Here is a 12,782-nt window from a genome sequence, read left to right as displayed (position 1 = left end):
ATGACGCAACAGGATTTACATGAACTTGCCCGTAAGGGAAATTCCAGGGCTATCTCGGCTCTGTTGAATCAGCAATTCAAGGCCTCAGGGGTGCGATCGAAGGCGGTGATTAAGCAGGGGTGTCTCCATGTGATTTTAGAGGCAGAGGATGATGTGCCCGATCGCCCCAGTTGTCTGGAGACGGTACGGATTAGGGTGGTTAACTGGGAAGTCGAGGGAGTAGACCGAGTCCGAGTCTACGGTCGCCAAACGGGGCACTCAGTTGCGGCCTGGCAACAGGAGTTTGCGGTGGCGGTGGGGGGGTATTCCAATTTCCTCTTTTCCCAATCTCAAGGGGCGACGGGTTCTCCCGATGTGGAAAACTCTCAGGAAGACAAGGCTTCCTCAGATTCCATGTCCCCAACATCTCACCCTCATTCTCACCCTCCATCGCGGCTTCTGTTGAAGGTGCTGTTGCTTCTGGGGATGCTTCTGATGGCGGTTGGGGCTTATTTTATCCTGGAACAGTCCCAGTCCGATGAGTCAAACATTGATTCTCAGGAAAGTCAAGAATTTTAAATAAACCTTATTAGACAAGGGGTCGTTTCTTATAAACCTAGATGATGCTGTAAGGTATGGCCAATGACTTCTCCTAGACGAACGGGTACAGCATTGCCGATTAAACGACCCAATGTGTGAAAGGATACTTTGCTATCCGAACTAACAAATTGATAGTTGTCTGGGAAAGTTTGCAGTAAAGCTGCCTCTCTCAGAGAAATGGCACGATTTTGCGCCGGATGTCCAAAACGGCCGTTGCCATAGCCGAAACATTGGGTGGTTATTGTTGGCGCAAGAGCATCCCACTCCATACGACCGTAAACACTTGGATAGGTTTTTCCAGACATTTTAGTATGGCACTCAGCTAGTAGTTCTGATGGCCAGTCCCGCCATGTTCCGCCGGGTTTCGAGGCCCGAATTCGACGCAAATTCAGCTCACTCAACGATGAAGCCTTGTGTAGTGGATCATTAGCGTCAGAGCTACCGGCTGCAATAGGAGCAAGGCTTCCAATATATTCTCGAACAGTGGCTGGTTTAGTTATAGGTAACGCTTCAGGGGGCAGTAATTTTATTTCCCCGAGCAAAGATGCTATTAAAACTAATCTTTTTCGGGTCTGAGGCACACCATATCTTGAGCATTCTACAGTGTTGTACCAGAGGTGGTATTGGTCATACTCTAGCTGGTTTAAAAAATTTCTGAAAACTTTATGATTTATGAGTTGTGGCACATTTTCCATCGTGATGAGTTCAGGTTTTACCTCATGAACTAAGCGAGAAAACTCACTAACTAACACCCATTTAGTAGTATCCTTCTGTCCGCTTTTACGTGAATAGGTTGAGAAAGGTTGACAAGGAGCGCAGCCAGCTAAAAGTTTAAGCTCTGAGTTATCAAATAAATCCAATAGTTTTTTTGATGATATTTGTTTTATATCTTTATTAAGAAAAATAGCCTTATTATTGGTTTCATACGGATATTGACACTCTGGGTCAATATCAATTCCAAACGTGACATTAATTCCTGTTTTTTCTAGACCGCATGTCAACCCCCCGGCACCGCAAAATAAATCGACTGCTGTTAGCTTATAAGAATCCACCTGTTTTTGGCTATTTTTATGGTTTTGCAGACAATTTATAATCATTGAAAAACTTCTATCATTTATATTTGTAAATTAGCCTGGAAATTATTTTGCTTGGGAAATTCAGTTGGATCAAAAGAAAAAAATTAAATTTATCTCAAAAACTCTTCATTATTTATAAAGTTTTCAAAAGAAATTACGACTTGTAAAAGATATCTAGATATTTTATTTGTTAAATCTCGAAGGTCATTAACCGATGTATTTTCACTACATTCCACGAATGATATTTTACCATGAGCCAGGTCGTTTCGAAGCTTTCTGATTAAAACTAAGGGGCCCATCTCATTTTTTATAGGAATTTTGATAGACCTCTGGGTTTCTTCGTCTATAGATAAAATAATACCTAGACGCTGACTGAGTTTGTAGATTTTTTTATCATCCCAGTTCCCACCTGCCTTATGTTTTATTAAATCAAACTTTGATGCTGATATGGATGCAGAAGATGATGTCAATTCATAAAGCTCTGTGGCATATTTAAATCTATTTGTATAACTTAAATCTTTGTCGGTTTGTGCAGTTATTCGAATCCACTCTTTACGTAAAGCTTCAGATAGCTGATTTGGCTTAACATTTTGATTTTCGATTGCTCTCGATAAAGCACCTAGACATTGTACCACTGTTGATTCTACTAAACTGTAGAGTTGAAGATAAACACTTGAATGTAGTATTTTTTGGTGATTAGGGTCGATTTTTAAGTGACTTTCATCCTGTCCAATCAAGCCTGATTGAATATGGCTATTAACAGAGTCTAAAAAATCTAAATATACTTCTATTTCATGTAAACGCTCCTGAAAATCTGGCTTTAAGTCAAACATTCTTAAGCTCCTAAAAGCCTATCACGGACAAAGTAAATTCTCTTTTTTAAACGACCGATTGCGTTAGCTCCATCAGCACCTGTGATTTTGGCAAACTCTTGACTACTCAGCCAGGATGTAACATCAATATCCTCGTTTTTAAGTGCCGGTCTTTGCTGTAACGCTAAAAAACTACCAATTGAAATTGCCTCAAAGCGTGCTTTTGGGGTGGCCCGCCCCTTAGGAGTTTTGCGAAAGCCATGAGGAAATACTCGTCTGATAAATTCCATGGTCTCAACGAAACGGTCACGATATACATCTTTCTGTTGTCGATTTTTTTCAAATTTAGCATTCATCTTTTTTGTGTAATTGAATAAGAAAGGAGAAACTTTGTCTTTATAGTCATCCAAGCCATCACCATAGGCAAAAAATCGTGTAACAAGTTCTTCTCGTTGACGCTCCTTAATCTCTTTTTTAGATAGAGGAGCCAGAGCTTTAAACATTTCTTCTTCGGCTAATTCCCTAACCAACTCCTGAAATAATCCATGTAAGGCTCCCCGTCTTAGTTCTGCTGGTCTAGCAACCTTACTGCCTGTGTTGATACGTTCAAATAACTCAAATCTGGAGGCTTCATCTGTGTGTTCATTTAAGACAATTCCTCGGATCGATTTGTTTTTAAATTTTCTTTGTCGAGATTCTGATAGCTGGACAAATCTAAAATTGCTGAGTAATGACAAGAGCTGTAAATTGCCTAACTTGAAGTCATCATAAATAAATTCCTTAATGGTTCTTAGCCTTTGAGACCCATCGACAATCTCTAGTTTTCCGGTTTCGGGACTTTCCCAAAAAAACAAAAATGGGATGGGTAGGCCCATGAATATAGATTCGATAAACCTAGATTTTCTTTCGGGTTCCCAGGTGTACTCACGCTGGTAGTCAGGAACTTCAAAATCTCCGTTCTGCAACTTCAATGCCAATATTTCAATCGTGTACTCAGTTATGTAAAACTCAATTTTTTTAGATTGCTCATTTATCTGTTGCTCAAGAGACTTTATATCATCTAGTGTTGGAAAATTTTCATTAGATTGATTCATGATTTTTATGCAATTTAGGTAGTTTTTTAGTATTTAAAGATAGGCAAAACCCACGAACTTTGTCCAGACTACGGCGATATTATAACAGAAAACTTGCAGCAAACAAAGGCTATGAAGAAAAGCCCCCCCCCAACAGACAACTTGAGCTGCCTTGTTAGCTAGTCCTGGCTATGACCTGTAGATGTTCTCCTGTTATATCTTGACAACCTGTTAAGAGGCCTCCGGCGGCTAGGGTGCTGCTGAGTTGAGTTAGGGCGCTCTCGGTGATGCGTTCGCCGGGAATCAGGAGGGGAATCCCTGGGGGATAGGGACAAATGAGTTCTCCGGAAATCCGTCCCAGGGCCTGGTGGCGGGGGAGAGTTTCTTTGGGGGCGAAATGGGCCTGACGAGGAGTGAGACTCATGGGGGGAAGTGGGGGTAAGGGACTGAGGGCGAGGGGGGCTGGGGTTGGGGCGGCTTGGGCCAGTTGCGTGATGGCTTGGAGAAGTTCCTCGCCGTGGATGGGATGGTTGCCGATGGTTAGGGCGAAGGTGAGATGATGCTGTTGTGGTAGTTCACAGAGGACTCCAAAGTCGGCGGCGAGTTGTTCGTCGAGATGATAGCCGCTTTGCTGGCCAAGCCGTAGGGTGAGACGGGTGGGGTCGTCGGCGTGGGGGGACAGGGCGACGGCGGGGAGTTGGCTGAGGTGCGATCGCACCTGTTGGGCGAGGTCTAAACAGGCTTGTAAGTGCTGGTGTCCCTGGGTGGCGATTTGTTGGCGGGCCATGTCTAGGCTGGCGAGAATCAGGGAGTTGGGACTGGTGGACTGTACGAGGGGTAGGCTGGCTTGCAGACGCTGGCGGCTGATGCGATCGCCCTGAGAGTGCAACATCGCGCCTTGGGACAGGGCGGTTAAACTCTTATGGGTGGACTGAATTACCAGGTCAGCATGACTCTGTAGGGCCGAGGGGGGCAATTGGGGATGAAAGCCTAAATGGGCCCCATGGGCTTCGTCCACAATTAGGGGGATCTGATGACGATGGCAACAGTCGGCTAAGGGGGCAATATCACTACAAACTCCGTGATAGGTGGGTGAGACGACTAAAACGGCTTTGATGTCGGAATGTTGATTTAAGGTGGTTTCTAGGGCTTCTGGGCTGACTCTCAGGGCTATATCCCAGGTGGCGTCGTATTCTGGCTGAATGAAGACTGGCTCCACTCCCGCTAGGATTAGACCGGCGATCGCACATTGATGACTATTTCGCGCTAGGGCCAGTTTCTCCCCAGGATGACAGGTGGCTAAAATGGCGGCCATCACCCCGGCGGTGGACCCGTTGGTTAAAAACCAGGTCTGTTGAGCGCCAAAGGCTGCTGCTGCTAAGTCTTGGGCGTCCCGAAGCGGGCCCTGGGGTTGGAAGAGATTATCCAGTTTCGGCAGTTCGGGTAAATCTCCCTGAAAAACCGCATCTCCGAGCCAATCTTTTAAGGGTTCAGCAATTCCCCCTCCCCGTTTGTGGCCGGGAAAGTAAAAGGGGGTTTGAGGGGCATTGGCTTGGGTTTTGAGAGCGTCTAAGAAGGGGGTCCTCGATTGGACGGGCCAATTAGTCACGGTTGAATAGTGTTTTCCAGAGATTGATGACCCAAGTTTCTAGCTTGACTAAGAGGCTATCGAGCCAATGTAAGACGGTTTCTAAAGGATGTCGGACATAGTGGACATCGTTCACATAGGCCTCAATCCATTCGGGTTTAAACTCCGGTTGCCATTCTTGTTTGGAGTAGCGGTCTACTGAGGTTAGCTCCCCTGGTGTTTCTGAGGGTTGAGACTGGGCTAAGGGTGAACTCGTGGCTTGAACGGTTTGAGGTTTACCGGACTTGGGAGCTTGGGGAGACACCAGTTCTCCAGGAGCCTCGGGGCGTAGGGGGGGTTGGCACAACTCCGTCCAGGGTGTTTTGAGGCGGACGCCTTCTGGGAGGGGAATGGCGGCGGTGGCTCCAGCGATGACCTGTAAGGGATGTTTTGGGGGCAGTTCTGGACTGTCCCAGGGGTCCGGTAAGCTGACCGTCTGGTCTGTCCTGGGATGATGGGGACTGTCGAGGTTGAAGAAGTAGGCGATCGCCCGTTCAATGAGTTCTTGAACTCGCTCATATAAGCGGGAACCATCGCCACTCGGTTCAAAGCCTTGTAAGGAGGTTGGTCCCTGACGCTTGAGGTCCCCAGGGGCGGCGGCGAGTTGCCGCTGTTGGGTTCCGCTGAGGGAGGGGGATCTGTTGCTAGGGGGTTTCAGTCCAGTCTGGGGAGGGGTCGCTTCGTCAGGAGTCTCTGGGTTAGAGCCGAAAAAGTAATCGAACGCCGCTTTGACAATGAGTTGGATTTTTACCCAGGCTGGCTCGGGTTCTTCGACGATGGGGAGAAGATACTCGTTTTCGAGATGGGCGATTTGGCGATCGATGAGGGCGACGGCTTGGGGGGAGAGGGGGAATCCCTGGGGTTCGGATTCGGGAAGTTGACGAGAGGGACGGGGGGTTTTGACTAACTCGGATTCGTTAAACCAGTTTAAGCTCAGGGCTAGGGGACTCCGTTGCACCCAAACCATGGCTCGCTTAAAGATTCGTACGGGATAGGGTTTAGGGGCGGGACGTACGGCTTTGAGGGTTTGATGCCAATAGCTGGCGATCGCCTGGAGAAGATACTGATCGAGATGGTCTTGCTGGGAGGGTGGAATCACATCCAGGGGGCGATTCTCTGGGCTGACTAATTGTAACTGTCCGTCGGCACGGGAACTGGCAATGCCGCGAATTGGCTCTGAGGTGAGGTTGAGCCGTTCGACTTCTTCGAGGACGTCTTCGATGGGGCGATCGCAGGCGGGAAGTGGGTTGGCCTGACGGCTGCGGCTGCTGAATTGGCGATCGAGACGGCGAGCGGTTTGGAAGATGGCGTAAACTGGATACAGCACCGCTTGCACGGCGGTCTGCGCCGCAAAGCGGACGTGGCGGGCGGCTTTGGCGGTTGCCGTACTTAATCGCAGGGACTGTTCAGCGACAAAGTTAAAAAACCGGCTTTGATAACGACCTGTGTATGTAGACAACGTCCTTGGGCCCCATCTGCGTCTCTGCGTTGTCCCGATTGTAACCCAGATAGAGACCGGAATTTTGGCCGATGGTCTGGATGTTAAGGAATGTCTCGACTGGACTTGATTATCTTTCTTGATTCTTATAGATTTTAGAAATCTATCAAGAAGGGTCAGTGATGAATAGCTCAACACAGGGATCAGACCTAACACTGTTTGGACTTCCCGCTGAACGGGGGCGGTGGTTTCTGATTCCCTTGGGAATGCTTGTCTTACTCTGTTTGGGGACGGTCTATTCTTGGAGTATTTTTAGGAGACCCCTGGAAGCCGAACTGAATTTGACGGCGACGCAAAGTTTATTACCCTATATGATTGCGCTGCTGTGTTACGCCATCACCATGCCCATTGCTGGGTTCTATATTACCCGCATGGGAACTCGTTTAATGACGGCGATTGGTGCCATCGTGGTGGGAATTGGCTATAGTCTGGCGAGTTTTGCCGATGGAATTGGGGTGATGGTTCTTGGCTATGGTGTGATTGCGGGAATTGGCGTGGGGATTACCTATGGGATTCCCATGGCAGTGGCGGCTCGTTGGTTCCCGGATAAGAAGGGCCTGGCGGTGGGGTTGACGATTGTTGGCTTTGGGTTGTCCCCTCTGGTGACGGCACCTCTGGCGAAAGGTTTGATTGATACCTATGGGGTTCAACGGAGTTTGTTGATTTTGGGGGTGACGTTTACCCTGATTATTTTGGCAATTTCGACGACGATGACGTTACCGCCAACCTGTTGGATTCCTAGCCCAACGGCAAGGGGTCAACAGAAGCGATCACTTCCGGTGAGTTATCCGGATAAGATGCTTAAAAGTCCCTCGTTTTATGGACTGTGGATGTGTTATACGATTGGTACGTTTGTGGGCTTAAGTGCCATTGGGATCTCAAGTCCTGTGGGTGAGGAATTGATTGCCATTGATTCAGCGATGGCGGCTACCAGTGTCTCGATTTTTGCTCTGTTTAATGGGGTGAGTCGTCCGCTGTTTGGTTGGCTGTGCGATCGCCTGCAACCTCGTTATGTGGCGATCGCCTCCTACACCCTGATTCTCATTGGCTGCATTTTGATGCTGAATGCTGGGGAAGGACAGGTGGCGACTTATATTGTGGCGTTTTCCCTGTTCTGGTTTTCTCTGGGGGGATGGTTAGCCTTGGCCCCGACGGCGACGCTGCGGCTGTTTAATCCCGATGATTATGCTCAAAATTACGGGATTGTCTTTACGGCCTATGGAGTGGGGGCCCTGTTGGGAACGTTGGTGGCGGGACAACTGCGGGATTGGTTTGGAAGCTATGTCTATGCTTTTTATCCCATGGGGGGGTTGGCGATTGTTGGCATTATTCTAGCCACGTTTATGTTGAAGCGCGATCGCCCTAAACTGCTAGTTTCTGAGTGATACCACCCTCTACCAAATGCGGTCCATGGTTAGCCAAAAACCCGGTAATTCAGGCTCTCCACTCACCTGTACTGGGTTTTCCAGACATTGGGGAGTCTGTTGGGGGCGATAGATCCAAACCCGACGTTGCTGGCGATCGATGAGCCAGGCTAAGGAGACACCATTATCGATGTAGTCTTGCATCTTAGCTTGCAACGTTGCCAGTGCATCGCTTTTAGAGCGCAATTCCACGACAAAATCCGGGCAAATCGGCGCAAAGGAGGCCTTCTCCTCCTCACTGAGTCGCTCCCATTTGGCACGTCTTATCCAAGACGCATCTGGTGATCTCATGGCCCCGTTAGGGAGGGTAAACCCAGCACTAGAATCAAAACCTAAGCCAGTTCCATCTTGCTCTGTCCAAATTCCCAGTTGTAGAGCTAGGTTAAAGTTACGATTTCCCGTATCGGAAAACGCCGGTGGCATAATTTCAACCTCCCCCGTGGCGGCCCGCTCAATCCGCAGGGGTTCGTTCGCCTGGCAAAAGCGTAAGAACTCCTCATGACTCATCTGAGGCAAGTCCGGGAGGGATACCGTAACAGGAGCCGTCTCGGTTTGGATGTGAAGTGTTGTCACTAGACCCAGACTAACCCTCAACATCAATCTAAAAATTAGAATGCCAGGAGGCGGATTTGAACCGCCGACACGAGGATTTTCAGTCCTCTGCTCTACCGACTGAGCTATCCCGGCTAGGGGTGACTCAAAAACGTCTCTGTTTTTCAGTGCTTAAACATCCTAACAGATGTATTTTGAAAAGGCAACCCCTCTCAGCCAAAAAATTTGTCTGACCTGGTGCAAGCCGGGTATCAGCGGAGCCAGTCGCCCCACTGATAGGGATTGGGCGATTACATGGGCCGTAGACGAGTTAGCCTAAGATTAAATGGACCCGTTCCTCCGGCTCCGAAAGCGCGAACTCGGATAATATAGGTTCCCGAGCGTTGGATGCGCATGAACAAGAGTGAGTTGGTGGTTCCATCAGGACCGTCATCATTCTCACCGATCGTCAGGCCATCGGGAGTCAGCAAGGAGACGATGGTATCAAAGCTATCGGAGGTAACATCAACGGTAATTTGATCTCCTGCCTCCAACTCCACCACATAGTCATGGGCAAACCCCCCCTGTCCCGTGGGAATATCATTTTCCGAGAGAACCCCTGACACTTCACCGTTGGGCGGTAAGCGGGTAGGGTTATAAAGGTTCTTTTGGCTTTCGATGGCTTCAGCTGTCATCACCCAGCTCAAGGTAATCAGGGGAACCGTGACCAGATGCCGCGTTAAGCGAGAGACCGGTTTAGACTTCATAAACAAAACCTCACAACACAAACCATTCACTGCACTATACCAATCTGGCTTGACAATTCCTGATAAAACTTTGTAGACGGATGCACCCTTTAAGTTTAGCGAACCGGATTCCACAGATTTTTCCCGCCTTCAGGAAACCCTGGGGCCTTCCCTTACTGATATTTTGGGCGATCGCCGTTGTCATTGATCGCCTCTGGCTAGCCATTGATCGTGGGGTTCCCGACTGGGATACGGCTGATTACCTCACGGGAAGCCTCAATTACTGGTGGGCCCTGCAAACTCCAGACTGGTTTTCGGGAGAGTGGTGGACGAATCTCTGGCTATTATCCTCCAAGATTCCCCCCTTTATTTATCTCATCACCGTTCCCTTCCACAATCTCTTTGGACTCTCCAGCCAAGTCGCCTTTTTACCCTATATCGCTTGGACGGGACTGCTGCTGTTTACAGTCTTCGATTTGGGGCAGCATTTATCCTCACCCCGTGTGGGCCTGTGGGCCGCTGCACTCTGCACTCTGTTTCCGGGCCTGGTGACGTTCCGCTTTCACTATGTTCTGGATTATCCTCTCGTGGCCGCCACCTCGACCATTCTCTGGAGTTTAACCCGTTGGCGTAATAGCCAGCATCATCGCGGCTGGTGGGCGATTCTGTTTTGGCTTTCCCTGGGGTTGGGGGTGTTCTTAAAACAGTCCATTGCTCTATTTTTGGTGGTTCCCATTCTCTGGACGTTAGGGGCGTTGCTGCTGAGTCGCCAATGGGGACGATTTTTGCAGTTGGGGGCGGCTGTGGTGGGGTCGGCTCTCATCTGGGGCTGGTGGTATCGTACCAACTGGCTGCTGGTGCTGACGGGGAGTAAACGAGCGACGATTACGGCGGCGGCTGAACAGGGAGACCCCTCATTACAAACTCTTGAAGCTTGGACCTATTATTTCTTTCATCTTCCTGAACCCATCTCCTGGGTTCTCCTGTTGGGGTCTCTGGGAGGACTGCTGCTGTTGGGAGCCAGACGGATGATGGAACCGATTTTTAAGGTTCCTAAGGCTCCACCCCTGCGGCCGGGAACGGTTCGTTGGTTGGCGATTATTCTCTTGGGCAGTTATTTCTTTAGTTCTCTCAACCCGAATAAGAATCCCCGCTACATTTTGCCCATGTTGCCGATTCTGTCTCTGATTCTCGCCTATGGACTCATGGCTTGGGGCTGGCGGATTCGTTGGGGAGTTGTGACCCTGACGGCGTTGGTGTTGGCGTTCCAACTGCGACCCATTTCGGTGTTTATGCCGACGGTATCCCGCGTCTATGTGGGGGAGCCGTTCCCTCATCAGGAGGTGATTGCCAGTTTGATTGAGGAACAGCCCTATTTACGGACGACTCTGGGGGTGTTGCCGTCGACGCCGAGCTTGAATCAACATAATCTCAATTACTATGGGGCCCGGGCGAATTTCCAGGTCTATGGCCGTCAGGTGGGGATTCGGGAGCAGGATGTGGCGGCGGATGTGCGATCGCTCTCTTGGTTTGTGACGCAGACGGGAGATCCTGGCTCGGTCCCGTCTGCGTATGAGGAGACGGTGAGGCGGGTAGAAGAGGGGGGTGATTTTGAGTTATGGCGGCAGTGGCCCTTACCTCAAGGGGAAACTCTCAATCTCTATCGCCGTCAGGTTCCACCGATTAGGGTCACGGCTCAGGAGACGGGCCAATCCCCCCAGAGCCTGCAATTGCTAGAGGTGACGGTTCCTGAACAGGTGGCCCCGGGGACGGCGGTTCCGGTGACTTATGAGTGGGAGGGAGCGGCTGAAACCATCCGTGATGGGGTGCTGTTGGTGACTTGGCAAGGGACGGATGGTGAGGATTTCTGGATTCATGATCATGCCATCAGTCAACGTGAATGGATGAACCAGCCGGCTCCTGGGGAGAGTCTCTGTCAGAATCAGCCGCAGCGTTGCCGTTTTCGCGTTTCGGAAACCTTGGGGATGTTCCCTCCGGCGACGTTGACTCCGGGAACTTATGGGTTGTCGGTGCAGTTGCTGCATCCGAAAACGGGGACGATTGAGGCGATTGAGAGTCCTCCGGTGCAGGTGACGGTTGACCCAAATGCGGCGGTGGTTGAGGCCCCGGAATTGGATTTGGTCACTCAACTGCGGCAGTTTGCTCAGGTGCTACCTCAGGGAATTGATGGTTTTGATGAGATGTTTGGGGAGATTGCTCGGATTAATCAGTATGACCCGGTTCAGGATTATCTGGATGTGGCGATTGAGTCTTTGGAGGCTCGCTTGCAACAACAGCCTCAACGGGCAGATTGGGCTTATACGGTGGCGTTGGCTTGGATTCTCAATAAACGGGCGGATCGGGCAATTGAGGCGTTTGAACGGGTTGTGGCGGTGGATAGCCAGAATCCCTATGCTTATGCCTATCTGGCGGTGGTGAATCTCTTGGATTTACATCCCTGGGCGGCTCAGGCGGCGATCGCCCAAGGGCAGGCGTTACCTCAAGATATCCCGGAATGGCAGTTTCTCGATGGGGTGGCTTCCCTGATGGGAGGCAATCTCTGGCGAGCGGTCCGGGAGTTGCCCTCGGGGTTAGAGGTGATGAGTGCTTCTTAGGGCCTTGAAAGGAGTTATTGAGATTTAGTTGCAATAGTCGGGTGAGTCAGTTATGATGGGTTGGTAATTGACAATGATTTGTAATTACAGCCTTGACTCTCGAACCTCTTATGTCATGGTCTGGGGATGGACGTGACACTCTGTCCCCACTTTTTTACTCGGGTTCTGTTCCTGTTCTGCGTTTGGAAAATTGCTGTGTTTGCCACTGAAAATCCTCCCATCGCTCTGTCTCCCCTGACCCTGCGTCGCTTCCCCCAGCGGAGTTTTATTCCTCCTGAGGCGGATACGCTCTGGAAGATTAGTCAGGGAGTTGTGCGAACTCTGACTTGGAATGAAGCCGGAACAGCCATTAGTTTGGGCTTATGGACGGCTGGGGATGTGGTAGGGGTGGCCCTATCCCGGGTACATCCCTATGAAATTGAATGTCTCAGTGATGTCCAGGTTCAGGCGATTCCTCGCTCTCACTGGAGACATCTGACGGAACAACTGATTGATCATGCTCAAGAATCGCAACAACTTCTGGCAATTATCCGTCAGGAACGAATTCGCGATCGCCTCTTAGTTTTTTTGCACTGGTTATCTTATAAGTTCGGTCATGGCAGTGCTGAGGGTCGGGTGATTGAGCTGAAACTCTCCCATCGGGCGATCGCGGAAATCCTAGGAACCTCTCGGGTAACGGTCACACGGACTCTCGGTCAACTGGAAGAAGAGGGTCTGATGGAACGTAGACGGGAGTGTTGGCATCTGAGCCTTGAGAGCTTGCCGTCCTAAGCCGATGGGGTGATTTCTTGGTCAAGATTG

The 12,782-nt window shown here is 49.8% G+C and carries 11 protein-coding genes and 1 tRNA gene; 4 read left to right on the top strand and 8 right to left on the bottom strand.

The window, feature by feature from the left end:
• Positions 1–558, top strand: coding sequence for a hypothetical protein (locus tag NEA10_RS04120; protein WP_252663950.1), 558 nt, complete (start codon positions 1–3; stop codon positions 556–558).
• Positions 559–587: 29 nt separating this feature from the next.
• On the opposite strand, the gene NEA10_RS04115 is transcribed toward NEA10_RS04120, so the two are convergent.
• From NEA10_RS04115 to NEA10_RS04095, 5 genes are all read right to left on the bottom strand, one after another.
• Positions 588–1,676: a DNA cytosine methyltransferase gene (locus NEA10_RS04115; RefSeq protein ID WP_252663949.1), complete on the bottom strand. Its 1,089-nt coding sequence runs from the start codon at positions 1,674–1,676 to the stop codon at positions 588–590.
• A gap of 89 nt (positions 1,677–1,765) precedes the next feature.
• On the bottom strand, positions 1,766–2,488 hold the full coding sequence (locus NEA10_RS04110) for an MAE_28990/MAE_18760 family HEPN-like nuclease (protein ID WP_252663948.1): 723 nt from the start codon (positions 2,486–2,488) through the stop codon (positions 1,766–1,768).
• A gap of 2 nt (positions 2,489–2,490) precedes the next feature.
• On the bottom strand, positions 2,491–3,561 hold the full coding sequence (locus tag NEA10_RS04105; RefSeq protein ID WP_252663947.1) for a DUF262 domain-containing protein: 1,071 nt from the start codon (positions 3,559–3,561) through the stop codon (positions 2,491–2,493).
• Between the two features lie 154 nt (positions 3,562–3,715).
• A complete protein-coding gene (locus tag NEA10_RS04100) occupies positions 3,716–5,149 on the bottom strand; it encodes an aminotransferase class I/II-fold pyridoxal phosphate-dependent enzyme (RefSeq protein WP_252663946.1) in 1,434 nt (477 codons plus the stop codon).
• Positions 5,142–6,626, bottom strand: coding sequence for a hypothetical protein (locus tag NEA10_RS04095; protein WP_252663945.1), 1,485 nt, complete (start codon positions 6,624–6,626; stop codon positions 5,142–5,144). Before NEA10_RS04095 ends, NEA10_RS04100 begins: the two co-directional genes overlap by 8 nt.
• Positions 6,627–6,787: 161 nt before the next feature.
• Here NEA10_RS04095 and NEA10_RS04090 point away from each other — a divergent pair, with 161 nt between their 5' ends.
• Positions 6,788–8,050 (top strand): L-lactate MFS transporter, encoded by a 1,263-nt coding sequence (locus NEA10_RS04090; RefSeq protein WP_252663944.1) that lies wholly within the window; start codon positions 6,788–6,790, stop codon positions 8,048–8,050.
• Positions 8,051–8,059: 9 nt separating this feature from the next.
• Here NEA10_RS04090 and NEA10_RS04085 read toward each other — a convergent pair whose 3' ends face one another.
• From NEA10_RS04085 to NEA10_RS04075, 3 genes are all read right to left on the bottom strand, one after another.
• Positions 8,060–8,662 carry a Uma2 family endonuclease gene (locus NEA10_RS04085; RefSeq protein ID WP_252663943.1) on the bottom strand — a complete coding sequence of 201 codons (603 nt, stop codon included), beginning with the start codon at positions 8,660–8,662 and terminating at the stop codon, positions 8,060–8,062.
• Positions 8,663–8,703: 41 nt separating this feature from the next.
• Positions 8,704–8,776 (bottom strand) — tRNA-Phe (locus NEA10_RS04080).
• Positions 8,777–8,931: 155 nt separating this feature from the next.
• Positions 8,932–9,387 carry a PPC domain-containing protein gene (locus NEA10_RS04075; protein WP_252663942.1) on the bottom strand — a complete coding sequence of 152 codons (456 nt, stop codon included), beginning with the start codon at positions 9,385–9,387 and terminating at the stop codon, positions 8,932–8,934.
• 80 nt (positions 9,388–9,467) lie between these two features.
• Between NEA10_RS04075 and NEA10_RS04070 the strand changes: the two genes are divergently transcribed.
• Both NEA10_RS04070 and NEA10_RS04065 read left to right on the top strand, forming a co-directional pair.
• A complete protein-coding gene (locus tag NEA10_RS04070; RefSeq protein ID WP_252663941.1) occupies positions 9,468–11,981 on the top strand; it encodes a glycosyltransferase family 39 protein in 2,514 nt (837 codons plus the stop codon).
• A gap of 195 nt (positions 11,982–12,176) precedes the next feature.
• Positions 12,177–12,752: a Crp/Fnr family transcriptional regulator gene (locus NEA10_RS04065; RefSeq protein ID WP_252663940.1), complete on the top strand. Its 576-nt coding sequence runs from the start codon at positions 12,177–12,179 to the stop codon at positions 12,750–12,752.
• Positions 12,753–12,782: the final 30 nt, after the last annotated feature.

Source organism: Phormidium yuhuli AB48 (assembly GCF_023983615.1).
Lineage (GTDB): Bacteria > Cyanobacteriota > Cyanobacteriia > Cyanobacteriales > Geitlerinemataceae > Sodalinema > Sodalinema yuhuli.
Note: the sequence above shows the minus strand (reverse complement) of the source record. Positions and strands in the feature narration are given on the sequence as shown.

Excerpts from the sequence above, each read along its gene's own strand:
- NEA10_RS04120 (WP_252663950.1), top strand. The coding sequence starts at position 1 with ATGACGCAACAGGATTTACATGAACTTGCCCGTAAGGGAAATTCCAGG.
- NEA10_RS04115 (WP_252663949.1), bottom strand. The coding sequence starts at position 1,676 with ATGATTATAAATTGTCTGCAAAACCATAAAAATAGCCAAAAACAGGTG.
- NEA10_RS04110 (WP_252663948.1), bottom strand. The coding sequence starts at position 2,488 with ATGTTTGACTTAAAGCCAGATTTTCAGGAGCGTTTACATGAAATAGAA.
- NEA10_RS04105 (WP_252663947.1), bottom strand. The coding sequence starts at position 3,561 with ATGAATCAATCTAATGAAAATTTTCCAACACTAGATGATATAAAGTCT.
- NEA10_RS04090 (WP_252663944.1), top strand. The coding sequence starts at position 6,788 with ATGAATAGCTCAACACAGGGATCAGACCTAACACTGTTTGGACTTCCC.
- NEA10_RS04075 (WP_252663942.1), bottom strand. The coding sequence starts at position 9,387 with ATGAAGTCTAAACCGGTCTCTCGCTTAACGCGGCATCTGGTCACGGTT.
- NEA10_RS04070 (WP_252663941.1), top strand. The coding sequence starts at position 9,468 with ATGCACCCTTTAAGTTTAGCGAACCGGATTCCACAGATTTTTCCCGCC.